The sequence below is a fragment of the Hylemonella sp. P2_B10 genome (assembly GCF_056404875.1).
In genome coordinates, this window is record NZ_JBFUDE010000005.1 from 233,054 (window position 1) to 249,219 (window position 16,166).

General features: G+C 66.7%; 15 protein-coding genes. 10 read left to right on the forward strand and 5 right to left on the reverse strand.

Annotated elements, in window-relative coordinates; all coding sequences use genetic code 11:
- Positions 1 to 111: 111 nt before the first annotated feature.
- From atpE to AC1DX2_RS22275, 3 genes are all read left to right on the forward strand, one after another.
- Positions 112 to 354, forward strand: coding sequence for a F0F1 ATP synthase subunit C (gene atpE, locus AC1DX2_RS22265; RefSeq protein ID WP_477198605.1), 243 nt, complete (start codon positions 112 to 114; stop codon positions 352 to 354).
- Positions 355 to 526: 172 nt separating this feature from the next.
- Positions 527 to 706, forward strand: coding sequence for a hypothetical protein (locus AC1DX2_RS22270; RefSeq protein WP_477198606.1), 180 nt, complete (start codon positions 527 to 529; stop codon positions 704 to 706).
- Positions 707 to 753: 47 nt separating this feature from the next.
- The gene (locus AC1DX2_RS22275) at positions 754 to 957 is read left to right on the forward strand and encodes a hypothetical protein (protein ID WP_477198607.1); all 204 of its coding nucleotides are present in this window, start codon (positions 754 to 756) and stop codon (positions 955 to 957) included.
- A gap of 11 nt (positions 958 to 968) precedes the next feature.
- Here the strand turns inward: AC1DX2_RS22275 and AC1DX2_RS22280 are convergent, their stop codons facing one another.
- The 3 genes from AC1DX2_RS22280 to AC1DX2_RS22290 form a co-directional block, all read right to left on the reverse strand.
- Positions 969 to 2,252, reverse strand: a complete 1,284-nt coding sequence (locus AC1DX2_RS22280) for a cytochrome-c peroxidase (protein WP_477198608.1) — start codon at positions 2,250 to 2,252, stop codon at positions 969 to 971.
- A gap of 108 nt (positions 2,253 to 2,360) precedes the next feature.
- Positions 2,361 to 3,065 carry a response regulator gene (locus tag AC1DX2_RS22285; RefSeq protein WP_477198609.1) on the reverse strand — a complete coding sequence of 235 codons (705 nt, stop codon included), beginning with the start codon at positions 3,063 to 3,065 and terminating at the stop codon, positions 2,361 to 2,363.
- A gap of 12 nt (positions 3,066 to 3,077) precedes the next feature.
- Positions 3,078 to 4,637, reverse strand: a complete 1,560-nt coding sequence (locus AC1DX2_RS22290) for an ATP-binding protein (RefSeq protein WP_477198610.1) — start codon at positions 4,635 to 4,637, stop codon at positions 3,078 to 3,080.
- A 159-nt stretch (positions 4,638 to 4,796) separates the two neighbouring features.
- Between AC1DX2_RS22290 and AC1DX2_RS22295 the strand changes: the two genes are divergently transcribed.
- The 6 genes from AC1DX2_RS22295 to AC1DX2_RS22320 all read left to right on the forward strand — a co-directional run bounded on the left by AC1DX2_RS22295 (position 4,797) and on the right by AC1DX2_RS22320 (position 11,451).
- Positions 4,797 to 5,243: a thioesterase family protein gene (locus AC1DX2_RS22295; RefSeq protein ID WP_477198611.1), complete on the forward strand. Its 447-nt coding sequence runs from the start codon at positions 4,797 to 4,799 to the stop codon at positions 5,241 to 5,243.
- Positions 5,244 to 5,357: 114 nt separating this feature from the next.
- The gene (locus AC1DX2_RS22300) at positions 5,358 to 6,398 is read left to right on the forward strand and encodes an SPFH domain-containing protein (protein WP_477198612.1); all 1,041 of its coding nucleotides are present in this window, start codon (positions 5,358 to 5,360) and stop codon (positions 6,396 to 6,398) included.
- A gap of 55 nt (positions 6,399 to 6,453) precedes the next feature.
- A complete protein-coding gene (locus AC1DX2_RS22305; protein ID WP_477198613.1) occupies positions 6,454 to 7,974 on the forward strand; it encodes a DUF4178 domain-containing protein in 1,521 nt (506 codons plus the stop codon).
- A gap of 67 nt (positions 7,975 to 8,041) precedes the next feature.
- Entirely contained in the window at positions 8,042 to 8,254 is a 213-nt protein-coding gene (locus AC1DX2_RS22310; protein WP_477198614.1) for a DUF350 domain-containing protein, read from the forward strand.
- 31 nt (positions 8,255 to 8,285) lie between these two features.
- Positions 8,286 to 9,851, forward strand: a complete 1,566-nt coding sequence (locus AC1DX2_RS22315) for a polyamine aminopropyltransferase (protein WP_477198711.1) — start codon at positions 8,286 to 8,288, stop codon at positions 9,849 to 9,851.
- A 31-nt stretch (positions 9,852 to 9,882) separates the two neighbouring features.
- Positions 9,883 to 11,451 carry an FAD-dependent oxidoreductase gene (locus AC1DX2_RS22320; protein WP_477198615.1) on the forward strand — a complete coding sequence of 523 codons (1,569 nt, stop codon included), beginning with the start codon at positions 9,883 to 9,885 and terminating at the stop codon, positions 11,449 to 11,451.
- Between the two features lie 90 nt (positions 11,452 to 11,541).
- On the opposite strand, the gene AC1DX2_RS22325 is transcribed toward AC1DX2_RS22320, so the two are convergent.
- Positions 11,542 to 14,331, reverse strand: a complete 2,790-nt coding sequence (locus AC1DX2_RS22325; protein WP_477198616.1) for a M16 family metallopeptidase — start codon at positions 14,329 to 14,331, stop codon at positions 11,542 to 11,544.
- Between the two features lie 212 nt (positions 14,332 to 14,543).
- Here AC1DX2_RS22325 and AC1DX2_RS22330 point away from each other — a divergent pair, with 212 nt between their 5' ends.
- On the forward strand, positions 14,544 to 15,581 hold the full coding sequence (locus tag AC1DX2_RS22330) for a transglycosylase SLT domain-containing protein (protein WP_477198617.1): 1,038 nt from the start codon (positions 14,544 to 14,546) through the stop codon (positions 15,579 to 15,581).
- Between the two features lie 29 nt (positions 15,582 to 15,610).
- Here the strand turns inward: AC1DX2_RS22330 and speD are convergent, their stop codons facing one another.
- Positions 15,611 to 16,012: an adenosylmethionine decarboxylase gene (gene speD / locus AC1DX2_RS22335; protein WP_477198618.1), complete on the reverse strand. Its 402-nt coding sequence runs from the start codon at positions 16,010 to 16,012 to the stop codon at positions 15,611 to 15,613.
- Between the last annotated feature and the right edge of the window lie 154 nt (positions 16,013 to 16,166).

The following is a 16,166-nucleotide window of genomic DNA, read 5'->3' on the forward strand; positions in this document are numbered from 1 at the left end:
TTGCGCGGCCCTTGACCTCCAGGGTCATCGCTTTCTTACGACAGTGCTCCCACACTGTCATTGCGCCTGGCATTTCAGGGCGCTTCAAGCATGACAAAGAAAGGACTTGATATGAATGCGTTTGACATCCTGCCGCTGGCGGTGGCCGTGCTGGTGGGCCTGGGCGCGGTGGGCTCGTGCCTGGGCATAGGCATGGTGGGCATGAAGTTTCTGGAGGCCAGCGCCCGCCAACCCGAGCTGATGGACAAGCTGCAGACCAAGTTCTTCCTGGTGGCGGGGGTCACCGACGGTGCCTTCATCATCGCCACCGGGCTGGGCCTGTGGTTTGCCACGTCCAACCCGTTCAGACATTGAAAAAACGACGGGGATCTACGGGTTTGCCCGCATTGGCGGCACCGTTCGTCCGCCAAAAGCTGGGCTTGCGCGGCCCAATCCGCGTCCTGTCGCAATCCGCGTGCAAGCCCGCGTGGGCTTGCCTACAGTTGCCTCCAACGAGCCAGCCTGGTTCGATTTTCAGGAGAGTGACATGCGCTACACCAACGACCGTTCTTCCAAGTTTGCCGGCATGGCGTTCGCCTTGGTGATGGCTGTGGCCATCCACGGCGGCCTGCTGCTGAAGATCGACAACATGGCCACCCAGGGCTACCTGAAGTCGCTGCCGGTGGTGCAGTTGGAGCCGGTGACCATCGTCCCCACGCATGCTTGAGCGCCAGGCGCACAAGCATCTGAATTGACAAGGACGAACTTCACACCATGATGCTGTTGTTGGCCATCATCGGCTGGTGCATCCTGTTCGTGCTGGCCTGGCCGCTGGCCATCGCCGCGCTGGTGCTGTGGCCGCTGCTGTGGCTGCTGTCGCTGCCATTGCTGCTGCTGGGCATCAGCATCGCCGCCGTGCTGGCGCTGGTCAAGGCCATTCTGTTCCTGCCGGCCCGCCTGCTGGGCTATCGCGGCTGATCCTCCCACACCTACTTCCTGAACGGATTGGCGAACTTCGGATCGCCCAGGAAATCCGTATCCGTCAGCGTTTTCATGAAAGCCACCAACGCCGCCTTGTCGGCCGCGCTCAGGTTCAGCACCCGGGGTTGGCCGCCCGGGCCGCGCAGCCGGTTGTCCAGCGCCGGGCCGTTTTGCACGCCACGGTCGTAGTGGTCCACCACCTGCTCCAATGTGGCAAAGCGGCCGTCGTGCATGAAGGCGGCTCCGAGCCCCACATTCTTCAGCGATGGTGACTTGAACACCGTGGTGGCACCTGCATCCAGCCCGTTGCCGCGCGCATTGGCACTCAGCGCGAAGCTGGGTGGCGTGTGGCAGGCGGCGCACCCCACACCGCCCTGCTGCGGCCCGACGATGAACAGCCGGCGGCCCGCGTTCTCCTGCGCCGTCAGCCCCGGCACGTCCAGGCTCAGGCCACGGTCAGGCAGCTGCGGGTTGTAGACCTGCGCAAAGCCGCTGTCCCAGCGGCTGCCAGTGCTCAGCATGGCGCGCTGGAACTGCGCCAGCGCGCGCTGCATGCGGACCTCGGTGATGGCCGGGTCGCCATACACCCACTGGAACAGCACCGGGTAGTAGGGCAGGGCCTGCATCTTGGTGATCAGCGCCGCCATCCCGCCGTGGCTGGCGTCATAGCCCATCTCCACCGCGTTCTGTATCGGCTGCGTGGCCTGGGCCTCCAGCGTGGGCGCGCGCTTGTCCCAGAACATGGTCCCCGGCGTGTAGAGACTTGAATTGCCCAGCCGCATCGCATGCGCTGTGGTGAAGGTGTTGGGCAGGAAGCCGCTGCTGAAGCGCCTGGCGTCGGTGAAGCCTATGCCCTGCTGGTGGCAGGAGGCGCAGGCGACGTTGTTGGTGAAGCTCAGGCGCCGGTCATGGAACAGCACCCGACCCAGCGTGGCGCCGGCATCGGTGGTGCGGTTGTCGGGCGGTGTGTTGTCGCCGCGCGCCGCCGGCCCGCCGTAGTGCGCCGGCAATGGCTGGTTGGCATAGTTGAACAGATTGTTCACGTCCAGGTTCAGGTACTCGCGCATACCGGCCAGCGTGGTGGCCGACAAGGGTGTGACGGACGGTGCCGCCGGTGCGATGGTCTGCAGCACTGGCTGCGCGCCCTGCGTAGGTCGCGGTGGTGGTGGTGGCAAGGGCGGCGTGGCGAACACACTGGCGGAGGCCACCAGGATGACGGTGACCACGGCGGGGGATGCTGCGGCCCGGCGCAACGGTTTGAACAGGGTCGCGAGCGGGGAAAGGGTGCGCATGGTGGAAAGCCTCCTCGGGTGTAGCAGAGGCTTCATTGCAGCGACACAGTGTGCGGCAATCATGGACGCACTGTGGAGCGGTCCTCCACAATCTGACGCTTGAGGTTTTCAGGCGCCTTCGCTCTCCGGGTCGAAGCGGTAGCCCACGCCGTACACCGACACGATGCCCGACCCTTGCGGCCGCACCGTGTCCACCTTGCGTCGCAGGTTCTTGATGTGGCTGTCTATTGCCCGGTCGGTGGTGTCGCGAAAATCGTCGTGCACCGCCTCCAGCAGGCGGGCGCGCGAAAACACGTGTTCGGGCCGCGACAGCAGCAGCTTGAACAGCCGGAACTCCACCGGCGTCAGCGGCAGCCAATGCTCTTGCCAGGCGATGCGCAGTGCACCCTCGTCCACCCGGAAGCCATGGCTGGCCGTGCCCCCTGTGGCCAGGTGCCCCTGGGCGCGCCGCAGCAGCGCCTTGATGCGCGCCACCACCTCGCGCGGGCTGAAGGGTTTGCAGATGTAGTCGTCGGCGCCCACCTCCAGCCCCAGCAGGCGGTCGATCTCGTCCACCCGCGCCGTCACCATGATGATGGGCAGGCCGGACACGCGCCGCACCTCGCGGCACACCGCCACGCCGTCCATGCCGGGCAGCATCAGGTCCAGCAGCATCAGCGAGGGCGGCTTGCGCTGCACCTCGCGCAGGACCTCCAGGCCGTCGGCGATGACGCGCGTGGTGTAGCCATTGGCCTGCAGGTAGTTGGCCAGCATGTCGGCGATCTTGGCGTCGTCCTCCACGATCAGGATGTCGCGGTCCTTGGCATCGGGCATGGTGCGCTGCTCCTACGGGGTGTGCTGGGGCGACTGTAAAGGCGGATGGGGGTCGACCGGCAGCAGCACGCGCACCGCCAGCCCACCCAGCGGCGAGGCGTGGGCGCTGATGTCTCCCGAGTGGGCCAGCGCGATGGCCTTGGCAATGGCCAGGCCCAGGCCGCTGCCCCCACCGGCACTGCCATCCGCGCTGCCATCCGCGACCGCCGCTGTGCCGGGTGCCGCGCGTGGCCGCTGGCGGGCGGTGTCGGCGCGGTACAGCGGCTCGAACAGCTGGTTCAGTTCGGCCGGCTGCACGGCCGGTGGGCTGTCTTCCACCCAGATCTCCACCGCCTGTCCCTCAGGCCCGTTGACCGGCTGCCAGCGCACCCGCAGGTGCCCGGGCGCATCGGTATAGCGCAGGCTGTTTTCCAGCAGGTTGGCCAGCAGCTGCTCGATGCGGCCCAGGTCCCAGTGCACGCGCAGCGGCTGTGGGTGGGCCAGCAGCTCCAGGCGCAGGCCGGCCTTGGCCATGCGCGGCGCGAAGCGCTGCACGGCATGCGCCACCACAGCGCCCGCCTCCTGGTCGGCAAACTCGCAGCGCAACTGCCCCAGGTCCGCCACCGACAGCGTGTGCAGGTCGTTGACCAGCCGTATCAGTTGCAGCACCTCTTCGCGCAGGTTGGCCAGCATGGGCGGCGTGGGTTGGCGCACGCCGTCTTCCATGGCTTCCAGCTCGCCGCGCAGCACCGCCAGCGGCGTGCGCAGCTCATGCGAAATCTGCGCGATCCAGGCGCGCCGTGCCGATTCCAGGCGCTTCAGCGCGGCCGCCATCTGGTTGATGTCGCCCATCAGCTGCGCAATCTCCTGCGCGCCTTCGGGCGGCAGATGGACGTCGAATTCGCCCTGGGCAATGCGCCGGCTGGCCCCTTGCAGGCGCTGCAAGGGCCGGCCGAAGCGGCGTGCCGCCAGCACGGCCAGGCCCAGCGAAGCCAGCAAGGTCAGCGCCCCGGCCCAGGCCAGGCCTTGATACTGGCGGCGCAAGAAATGCCGGTCCACATCCTGCATGTCCGGCGCCAGCGCCAGCCGCACGTAGGCCACCACGTTGCCGTTGACCAGCACCGGCAACTCCTGCGCCGGCCGTTCGCGCGGCACCGGCCGGCCAGCCAGGTGGCGGTGCTGCGTGTCCACGATGTGCAGGCGCTCGCGCAGGTGCTCGGCCAGCCCGCCCGGCCTGCCGCCGCCCCGTGGAGCGGGCGGCGGCCTTTGCTCCACCGGCGGTGGCCGCCGTTCCTCGGGCGGGCCGTCGTCGTCGCGCTGGGCGGGCTGCGCCATGCCTTCGCCTTGCAGGAACTCGTCCATCAACCCGCGCATGCCCTGGCGCGATTGCAGCGAGGCCAGCGTGGGATCCGCCTGTGCGCGTTGCGTTACCAGGATGGCAAAGCGCGCCAACAGCTGCTGGTCGCGGTCGCGCAGGTAGTCGGAAAACCCGCTGCTCAGGTTCCAGGTGGCGAAAGCCGCCATGGCCAGCAAGGCCAGCAGCACGCCGCTGACGAGCAGCAGGGACAGCTGGTGGACGATGCGCAGGCGCATGGTGGGGGTGTGGCGGCAATGCGCCCTGTGGCCTTGTACAGGCCCTATGCTAGTCGCCCCGCGCTGCGGATTGTGGACGCAGCCTCCACAGTTCGGCCTCAGTGTGCGGGTTTAGACTGCACCCAGTCCCCCACTTACCCGCTACTTAGCCGCGAAACCATGGCCCGCCTGCACCTGCACCTGCCCGAACACCAGTTCTGCTACAGCACCCAACAGACCGTGCGGGTGACCGACATCAACTCGGCCAAGCACCTGGGCAACGACTCGATGATCTCCATGATCTCCGAGGCGCGCGCCCGCTTCATGCATGAGGCCGACATCCAGGAGCTGCGCAGCGGCGGCGTTGGCCTCATCGTCACTGACCTGGCGGCCTCGTACAAGGCCGAGGCCTATGCGCGCGACGTGCTGCGCTTCGAGGTCGGTCTGATGGACTTCAACCGCTATGGCGGCGACTTCATGTTCCGCATCAGCCGCCCGGCGGACGGCGTGCTGGTGGCGCTGGCCAAATCTGGCTTCGTGTTCTTCGACTACCAGCGCTCCAAGGTGGTGGCCATGCCGGAGAGCTTCCGGCAAAAGTTTCCGCAAATCAACCAATTGGATGCCTGACCGGCCAGAAAGCGTCATTCACCGAGCGCTGGCCGTCAGCCGCCGAATTTCCATTGCTGCGGCAACCCGCAGCGGTATGATGCAAATCGTTCTTTCAACCTGTAGGAGCTGCACATGGGCCTGATGGACTTCATCAAGAAACAGTTCATTGACATCATCCAATGGACCGAGAGCGGCGACGGCACGCTGGCCTGGCGCTTCCCCATGGCGGACATGGAAATCCAGTATGGCGCCTCGCTGACGGTGCGCGAGTCGCAGGTGGCGGTGTTCGTCAACGAGGGCAAGATCGCGGACGTGTTCGGTCCCGGCATGCACAAGCTGACGACGCAGACCATTCCGGTGCTGACCTACCTGAAGAACTGGGACAAGCTGTTCCAGTCGCCCTTCAAGAGCGACGTCTACTTCTTCAGCACGCGCCAGCAGGTCGACCAGAAATGGGGCACGCCGCAGCCCATCACCATCCGCGACAAGGATTTTGGCGCCGTGCGCCTGCGCGCCTTCGGCAACTACGCCTTCCGCATTGCCGACGCCAAGCTGTTCCACACCGAAATCTCCGGCACGCGTGAGCTCTACTCCGTGGCCGACCTGGACGGCCAGTTGCGCGGCCTGGTGCTGCAGAACATCTCCAATGCGATTGCCGCCAGCGGCATCCCCTTCCTGGACCTGGCTTCCAACCAGATGGCCTTTGCCCAGGCGTTGATCACCCAGTTGACGCCCGAGTTCGCCAAGATCGGTCTGAAGCTGGACAACATGACGGTGCAAAGCCTCTCCTTGCCCGAGGAGCTGCAAAAGATCCTGGACCAGAAGATCGGCATGGGCATGGTTGGCAACGACATGGGCAAGTTCATGCAATACCAGACCGCGCAGGCCATCCCCAAGCTGGCCGAGGGCATTGGCAGCGGTGGCGGCGGCATTGCCGGCGACGCCATGGGCCTGGGCGCCGGCGTGGCGCTGGGCCAGGTGATGGCGCAGAACCTGGCGGCCGGCCTGCAGAACACACAGGCTGCGCCCGCCGCGCCCGCGCAAGCCGCCGGCGTGTCGGCGGAAGATGTGATGGCCACGCTGGAAAAGCTGGGCGACCTCAAGACCAAAGGCATCCTGACGCAGGAAGAATTCGACGCCAAAAAGGCAGAGTTGCTGAAAAAGCTGGTCTGACGCCCGGCGTCACGGTAATCTCGCGCTCTACACCAACACTTAAAACCAGAGCCCCTTGGCCACCGACTCGCCTCAGCGCGCGTACCGGGCAGCCTGCCCGGGCTGTGGCGCGCCAGTAGAGTTCCGCAGCGCGCAGTCCACGCATGCGGTGTGCGGCTATTGCCAGAGCACGGTGGTGCGTCAGGGCGACACGCTGGCGCGCATCGGCAAGATGGCCGAGCTGTTCAATGACTTCAGCGTGCTGCAGCTGGGCACGGCCGGCGTCTGGCAGCAGCGCAAGTTCACGCTGGTGGGCCGGCTGCAATACAAATACGGCGAGGGCACCTGGACCGAGTGGTACGCGCTGTTTGGTGACGGCAGCCCCGGCTTCCTGAGCGAGGACAACGGCGCTTTCGTCTTCGGCACGCCGCTGCCCCCGCGCAACGACGTGCCGGCGGCCGACTACTTCCGCGTCGGCAACACCACGCCTGTCAACGGCAAGCCGTTCACCGTGGGGTCCAACGAGCAGGTGTCGCTGATCTCGGCCCAGGGCGAACTGCCCCACCTGCCGCCGCTGAACCAGCAATTTGCGATGGTGGAGCTGCGCAGCCCCGAAGGCCAGGTGCTGAGCGTGGACTACGGCTCGCAGCCACCGGTGCTCGTCATGGGCGGCTCGGTGCTGCTGGACGACATGCAGCTGACCGGTTTGCGCGATGAGCAGGCCAAGGACGAGGGCGGTGGCCGCTCCTTCGCCTGCCCCAATTGCGGCGCCTCGGTGGCGGTGACCTTGTCCGCCACCAAGAGCCTGACCTGCGGCAGCTGCCACGCCATCATCGACGTTTCCAAAGGCATAGGTGGTGAGCTGAAGGCCGCCACGCAGGACGAGCCGGTGTCGCCGCTGATTCCGCTGGGTGCACAGGGCCAGCTGCAAGGCGTGCAATGGCAGGTGGTGGGCTTCCAGCACCGCATGGGCACCGACCCCGAAGACCCGGACGAGCATTTCGGCTGGAGCGAGTACCTGCTGTACAACAAGAAGCGGGGCTTTTCCTTCCTGGTGGATTCGGTGGACGGCTGGAGCATGGTCAAGCCCACCACGGGCGCACCGGTGGTGGGCGGCAACGGCCAGACCGCGCGCTACCTGGGCGCGGTCTACAACCTGAAAGAGACCTACAAGGCCGAGACCGGTTACGTGCTGGGCGAGTTTTACTGGCAGGTGCAGCGCGGCCAGGTCACCAACAACCGCGACTACACCAGCGGCAACACGCTGCTGTCGTTGGAAAAATCACCCAACGAAGCAGTCTGGTCAGTGGGCAACAAGGTGGACAGCGCGATGGTGGCCAACGCCTTCAAGCTGGACAAGCAGGCCAACCTGTTCAAGCGCGGCGACGCCGGGCCGCTGAGCGCCAAGGGCCTGGGCTGCGGCGCCGTCATCATCATGCTGGTGGTCATCCTGGTTCTGCTGGCGCTGCTGAGCCAGTGCTCTTCCAGCTGTGACCCGGCGACCCAGAACTGCTCATCGTCATCGTCGTATGCACCGCGCACGTCCAGCGGCTCGTATGGCGGTTCGTCATCCAGCGGCGGCGGGGGGCACAAGTGATGCGCGCCCGGCCCGCTATGCCTTTGCACCCGCTTTCAAAGCACCCTGACCACAGAAGGAGTACACCATGGAATGGCTGAAACCCGCCGCGATACTGGGCTCGGTGATGTTCGCGCTGATCGGCGTGGTCATCTTCTGGCTCTGCTTCCTCATCATCGACAAGATCACCCCGTACGACCTGTGGGGCGAGATCGTGGAAAAGCAAAACCTGGCCCTGGCACTGGTCGTGGCCTCCATGTCGCTGGGAATTTGCATCATTGTTGCCGCGGCCATCCACTGACCGGGTGGGCGCAGCCCCATCCGACGCCCCAGTGGACGAAGACAAGGGCCAACCAGCTCCGGCCAACGACGCCCAAGTCCAGCACCCGCGTCCGCTGGAAGTTGCACTGCTGTCCAGTGTGTTCGTGGTGGCCGCCTGCGGCCTGGTGTACGAGCTGGCGGCTGGTGCGTTGGCGTCCTACCTGCTGGGCGACTCGGTGCTGCAGTTCTCCACCGTCATCGGCAGCTATTTGTTTGCGATGGGGGTGGGCTCCTACCTGTCGCGCTTTCTCGAGCGGCAGCTGCCGGCGCACTTCCTGCGCATTGAATTGATGGTGGCGCTGGCCGGCGGCGCCATGCCGGCCGGCCTGTTCCTGGCCAATGCGCATGTGCCGGATGCGTTTCGCCTGCTGTTGTACCTGTGGGTGTTGCTGGTGGGCGTGCTGGTGGGGCTGGAGATCCCGTTGGTGATGCGCATCCTCAAGCGCAACGTGGCGCTGAAGGACCTGGTGTCGCAGGTGCTGACGTTTGACTACCTGGGTGCGCTTGCCGTGTCCATCGCTTTTCCGCTGGTGCTGGTGCCGCAATTGGGGCTGCTGCGCACCGGCTTCCTGTTCGGGCTGATGAACGCCGCGGTGGCGCTGTGGGCGTTGCGCGTGTTTCGCCATGAGCTGCGCCAGTTCAGTGCGCATGCCATGGCCACTGGCCTGACGCTGGCGCTGCTGGTGGCGGGCTTCGCATCGGCCAACGCGGTCACCACCTGGGCCGAAGACAAGTTGTACCAGGACAAGGTGGTGATCAGCCAGACCACGCCCTACCAGCGCATCATCGTCACCCAGGGCAAGTTGGGCCACCGGCTGTTCCTCAACGGCAACCTGCAGTTCGCCGAGCGCGACGAATACCGCTACCACGAGGCGCTGGTGCACCCGGTGATGGCCGCGCACGGCGCGCCGCAACGGGTGGCGGTGCTGGGCGGCGGCGACGGGATGGCGGTGCGCGAAATCCTCAAATACCCCAGTGTGCAAAGCGTCACGCTGGTGGAACTGGACCCGGCGATGACGAAGTTGTTCGCCACCCAGCCAGCGTTGACCAAGCTGAACGGCAATGCGCTGAACTCGCCCAAGCTGAAGGTCGTCAACACCGATGCCTTCCAATGGCTGGACACCAGCAGCGAGAGTTTCGACGTCATCGTGGTGGACTTCCCCGACCCCACCAACTTCTCCATCGGCAAGCTGTACACCAACTCGTTCTACGCGCTGCTGGAAAGGCGTTTGAGCGCCAGCGGCTACGCGGTGATCCAGACCACCTCGCCGCTGGTGGCGCGCCACAGTTTCTGGACTGTGGTCACCACGGTGGAATCGGTGGGGCTGACCGCCACGCCCTACCACACCCATGTGCCCAGCTTTGGCGAATGGGGCTACGTGATCGCCAGCCGCCGGCCCTACCACCAGCCGCAAGCGCTGCCCGCAGGCCTGCGCTACCTGGACTTGAAGACACTGCCGCTGCTGTTCGATTTCCCGCTGGACATGGCGCGGGTGCCGGCCGAGGTCAACCGGCTGTCCAACCAGGTGCTGGTGACGACCTACGAGCAGGAGTGGGGCAAAGTCGTTGCGCACTAGCGCCTGTTGACGACTTTCTTGCTTGTCAGACATGAAACGCCGCCATTTCCTGGGCAGCAGCGCCGCCGCCGGCACCTTGGCGCTGTTGGGCTGCGACAAGCCGCACGCGATTGAAGGCGGCTTCACCGGCGTCAACCTGCAGCGCGGCCACCAGTTGCGCGACACCAGCGCCTGGCCCGCGCCTTCGGTCACCCGCAAGACCCAAGTGGTGGTGGCTGGTGGTGGCATTGCCGGCCTGGCGGCCGCGCGTGCGCTGCGCCTGCGCGGCGTGGAAGACCACGCGGTGCTGGAGCTGGAAGACAGCGCCGGCGGCAACAGCCGGGGCACCAGCGTGGCTGGTTTCGCCTGCCCCATGGGCGCGCACTACCTGCCCTTGCCCGGTGACGATGCACACGACGTGCAGGATCTGCTGGAAGAACTGGGCCTGCGCCGCCGCGTGGCCGGCCGTTGGGAGTATGACGAACGGCATCTGTGCCACAGCCCTCAGGAGCGCCTGTATTTCCAGGGCCAGTGGCAGGACGGCCTGCTGCCGGTGCAGGGCGTCGAGGCCGGCACGCTGAGGCAGTACCAGCGCTTTGCCCAGCTGGTGGAGGAAGCGCGCAAGCTGTCACGCTGGAGCCTGCCGGCGGCGCATGTACCGCTGACGCCGCACCAGCGGGTGCTGACGACGCAAACCTTTGCCAACTGGTTGCAGCAGCAAGGCCTGGATGACCCGCAGCTGCTGTGGTACCTGGACTACTGCTGCCGCGACGACTACGGTGCCGGCAGCGCCACCGTGTCGGCCTGGGCCGGCATCCATTACTTTGCCAGCCGCCATGGCTTCCATGCGCCCGGCGTGGACAGCGTGGAGCGAGAAGGCGTGCTGACGTGGCCCGAGGGCAACGGCTGGCTGGCGCGCAAGCTGGCTGCTTCGCTGGGTCCGCGCCTGCACACCGGGCGTATCGTGCTGCGCATTGCCGAGGTCAAGGGCGGCGTGGAGGTGGATGCCTACGACAGCGCCACCCACGCGGTGGAGCGCTGGCAGGCTGAGCGCGCCATCGTGGCGCTGCCTCTGTTCGTGGCGGCGCGGGTGGTGCAGGGTCCGCCCGACTTCCTGCGCCAGGCGGCGAGCCGCACCCCGCATGCGCCCTGGCTGGTGGCCAACATCCACATAGTCGAAGCCCTGCACGACAAGCCCGGTGCCGCACCGAGCTGGGACAACGTGCTCTACGGCGCTGGCGGGCAAACACCCGGCCTGGGGTATGTGGATGCCATGCACCAGAGCCTGCGGCCGGTGCCTGGCGCCACCGTGCTCACCTATTACCGCGCGCTGGGTGATGTGCCGGACGGTCGGCGCCGCTTGCTGGAGACGCCGTTCGAGGTCTGGCGCGACACCATCCTGACCGAGCTGGCGCAGGCACACCCGGACCTGCCGCACAAGGCCCGTCGCATGGAGATCACCCGCTACGGCCACGCGATGGCCGTGCCGGTGCCGGGCCTGCCGGTGTTGCCACCAGCGCACGCGCCCAGCGCCCGGCTGGGTTTTGCGCACAGTGACTGGGCCGGTTATTCAGTGTTCGAGGAAGCCTTCGCCCAAGGTCACGCGGCCGGCATGGCCTGAGCCGGGGCAAAAAAAAGCCAACCCGGCTGAGCACGCCGGATTGGCTGACAAGCACGCTTGTGGCGTGGAAGGAAAGGGTTACAGGCCTGCTTACTTTTTCTCGGGTGCTGGCAAGGTGCCGGCCTTGACCATCACCATGGCGCTGGGCTTCAGGTATTTCTTGATCGCGCCGTTCACTTGTGCGTCCGTCAGCGCGTTGATCTTGCCGGGCATCTCGTCCAGCCAGTTCAGGTCGTAGCCGCGGTTCACCGTGGCCAGCAGCACGTTGGCCATGCCGGTGGTGGTGGCCAGGCCGACTTTGAACGAGCCCACCAGGTTGCTCTTGCGGGCGGCCACTTCGGCCGGCGTCACGCCCTGGTCGTACCAGAGCTGCAGCTGGCGCTGGGTGGAGGCGATGCCCTTGTCCAACAGGCTGGGCGCGAAGGTGCCGGCAATGCGCCAGTCGCCATCGTTCAGCGTGTCGCCCGCCAGGCCGGCGCCAATGCCATAGGTCAGGCCTTCCTTGTCGCGCACATTGCCCATCAGCCGGCCGGTGAAGCCGCTGCCCAGGATGGCGGTGGCCAGGCGCAACGCCTGGTAGTCGGGGTCGGTGTAGCGCAGGCCGCTGGGCTGGCCGATGACCAGCGACACGCTGGTCTTGCCAGGGATTGCCACGTCCACCGTCTGCGGTGCCGTGATGGCCGGCGCCTTGGCGGCGCGCACGGCGGCGCTGCCACCGCTCCAGCCGCTGAAAGACTTGGCCAGTTCGGCCTGCAGGGCTGGCAGGTCCAGGTCGCCCACGGCCACCAGGGTCATGTGGGCCGGGCCGTAGTGGGCCTTGTGGAAGGCCTTCACATCATCCAGTTTGGTGGCCTCAATGGCGGCCAGAAGGTCCTCAGGCGCCGGGTTGCGGTTGGGGTGGCCCACCGGGTAGATGGCACGCGTCAGCGCGTCAGCGGCGCGGAAATCGGTGCTCTCCAGGCTGCGCTTGACGCTGCCGGCATATTGCTTCTTGGCCTTGTCGAACTCTTCAGCGCTGAAGGCTGGCGTGCGCAGTTGTTCGGCCATCAGGGCCAGCACCAGCGGCACGTCCTTCTTCAGCGCGCGGGCGTTGATCTCCAGCAGGTCGGCGCCGGCGCGAAAGCTCAGCGCGGCGCCCACTTCTTCCAGCTTTTGCGCGATGGCGAACTTGTCCTGCTTTTGCGTGCCCTGGTCCAGCATCATGCCGGTCAGCGTCGCCAGTGCCGGGTTGTTGCCCGCCAGTGCGCGGCCCACCGGCAGCGAGGCGCGCAGCGTCACCACGTCCTTGGCGCCGGTGGGGTAGGCGATGAAGTCCACGCCCGCGACCTTGCTGCGCTTGGCATGGGCCGCCATCTTGCTGGCGGCGGCGCCAGCGCTGCCAGCGCTGCCGGCGGCATCGGCCATGGGGGCCAGGGCCGGTGCCGGCGCATCAACGCCAGGTGTGCGGTAGTAGTGCGGGCCGCGGTGGCCGTCGTGCTGCGCCTCGGCCTCGGCCATCAGGCTGGCCTTGGCTGCGGGCTTGGCAGCGCCGCCCGCTGCAGTGGGAATGAACCAGCCAGTGGTGCTCTGGTCGGCCTGGAAGTACTTGTTGGCCACGCGCTGCACGTCAGCCAGCGTGACCTTCTTGATGGCCTCGGACAGTGTGTAGAACAGCGTCCAGTCGCCGGCGGCGATGTTCTCGGTCAACTCACCGGCAATGGCAAACGAGCCGTCGCGTTTGAAGGCGGCACGGGCCAGCGTCTTGGCGGCGGCGGCCTTCAGCTCGGCTTCGGTGACGCCGTCTTTCTTCACGCGCTCCACCTCCTGCAGCACCAGGGCTTCCACATCCTCATGCTTGGCGCCGGGTGCCAGGTTGGCGTACAGGATGTCCATCGAGGTGTCGTGGAACATGCCCAGATCGCCGTCCACGCTGGTGGCCAGGTTCTTGTTGGTGATGGCCTTGTACATGCGGCTGTTCTTGCCATCGGTCAGGATGTCGGTCAGCAGCTTCACGGCGGCGTAGTCCGCGTGCGTGGCACCGGGCACCTTGTAGGCCACGCCCACCACGCCCAGCTGGCCGGCGCGCTTGACGACGACGCGACGCGGGCCGGTCTGTTCCGGCTCCTCGGTGTACATCTCGGGAATCGGCTTGGGTGAGCGCGGGTAGACGCCAAACGCCTTCTTCACCAGCGCCAGCGCGGTGGCCGGGTCAAAGTCGCCGATCACCGACACGGTGGCGTTGTTGGGCCAGTAGAAGGTGTCGTAGAACTCGCGCAGCTTTTCGATCGACACCTTCTCGATGTCGCTGCGGTGGCCGATGGTGCTGTGGTGGTAGGGGTGGGCCGTGAAGGCGGCCTGGTAGATTTCCTTGTCCAGCGCGCCGGTGGGGGAATTCTCGCCGCGCTCGAACTCGTTGCGCACCACCGTCATCTCCGGCTTGCGGTCCTCGTCGCGCAGCAGCAGGTTGCGCATGCGGTCGGCTTCCATGGTGACCACCACCGGCAGATGCTCGCTGCCCAGGTTCTCGAAGTAGCTGGTGCGGTCCAGCCAGGTGTTGGCGTTGTACAGCGCGCCGCTGCGCTCCAGCAGCTGGTCCACGTTGTTGCCCTTGACGCGGTCATGGTTGGCACTGCCCTTGAACATCAGGTGTTCCAGGATGTGGGTGGCACCCGTGGTGCCGGTGACCTCGTTGCGTGAACCCACCCGGTAGGTGACCATGAAGGTCAGCGTGGGCGTGGAGCGGTCGGGCAGCAGCAGCACCTGCAAACCATTGGAAGTGAGTGTGTACTCGTCGATGGCGCCAACGGTTTTGACATGGGCATAGCCATCAGCGGTCACGGGTGCGGCGTGCACCGCAAGGGCACAAGCCCAGACGCCCACCAGGGCAAGGTATCTCTTCATAGCGCGTGAATTGGGGAAAAAAGAAGCAAAGGGGTGAAAAATACCATGGCGGGGGCGGTTGCCGGCCGGCATGCGACCAAACGCGCCCCCGGGCGATGGACGGCGGCAGGTCTGGACGAACAGCGGGCAATTTCCACGGGCCGCTGATGCCGTCCGCAACGCAACCTTGGGCGGCTTGACCGCGTTTTTGTTGGCAGACGATACTCGCGGCCATGCTTGCATTGCGTTTTATGCTGGGTGCCGCCCTGGCGCTGGCCCAGCCGTCCGCCTGGAGCCAGAGCACCGAGCCGTCGACTGCGCCGGTGGCCGCCGCACTTCCTGCCTCCGCACCGGCGCCGGACAGCGGGCCAACCAGGGCCGTGCCCAGCACCACGCTGGCCGCCGCTGCTGCTGACCCGGATTCGGAGCTGAGGTATGCCGCGCACCTGCGCCGCCAGGCCATTGCATATGAAAACGGCGAGGGCGTGGACCGCGACCTGGCGCTGGCCGCCAGCCTGTACTGCCGGGCCGCGCGTCTGGGCGACCCCGAGGCGCAGTACAACCTGGGCTGGATGTACACCAACGCACGCGGCGTGGAGCGCGAAGACCTGTACGCCGCCTACTTGTTCAACGCCGCCGCCGAGCAGGGCCTGGAGGCTGCCAAGCGCATGCTGAAGAACGTGGGCGGGCTGTCCAACATCTACGTACCCCCATGCATGAAGGACCCACCGCCGCCGCCGGTGAAGCTTGCGGCCAAGAAGCCGGTGAAGCCACCGGTGGATTACCAGCTGATCGCCCCGCGCCACATCTACGACCTGGTGATGCGCCAGTCGCTGCTGAACAAGGTGGACCCGCAACTGACCTTTGCCATCATCCACGCCGAGTCGAACTTCGACGCGCTGGCGCGTTCGCCGAAGAATGCGCAGGGGCTGATGCAGCTGATCCCCGACACGGCGGCGCGTTTCGGCATACGCAACGCTTACGACCCGGCGCAGAACATCCGCGCCGGCATGGCCTACCTGCGCTGGTTGCTGGCCTATTTCGAGGGTGACGTGGCGCTGGTGGCCGCCGCCTACAACGCCGGCGAGGGCACGGTGGAGCGTTACCGCGGCACCCCGCCCTACCTGGAGACGCGCGCCTACGTGCTGCGGGTGCTCAAATCGGTGGGCGTGGGCACGCTGCCGTATGACAGCACGGCGGTGGCGCCGTCGGCCATGCTGCCGCTGATACGCAAGCCCAACGGCATCACGTTGCCGCCGCGGCGTTACTGAGCGCCGAGGGCGGCGGGCTCGCCCCGGCCTTACTTGGCTGGGATGGCGGCCGCTGCCAGCTCGCCACGCTGCAACGCATGGCGCTGCACAGCCCCGGGCTGGAACATGGCCAGCAGCCGCTCCAGCAGTGCCTGCGCCTTGGCGCTGTGGTCGCCGCCCACATTGCACACGTAGACATCCAGCGTCACCGCCTGGCGCTCCGGCCAGGTGTGCACGCACAGGTGCGATTCGGCCAGCAGCACGGTGGCCGTGACGCCGGCCGGCGTGTCGGCATCCAGCGGCTCGAAGGTGTGGAACAGTTGCGCCACCGCCTGCAGGCCCACCGAGCGCACCGCCGCCACGCAATGTTGGCCCAGCAGCGCGGCATCTGTCAGCCAGCGTGGCTCACAGGCGCAGTCGTGCAGGTCGGCGGTCAGGTGGAGTCCTTGCATGGGGTCTTTGGTCTCTGGCGGTTCCGATGGTGGATTATTGCGCGGCTTGATGGTTGGCGGCTGCCGACGCCGCTGGTGCGCGTGGCTACGGGAATGTCCCCCGGCCTGCGGCCTCCTCCTTGATTTCCCTCCGCCACGCGCCCCAGCGACATCG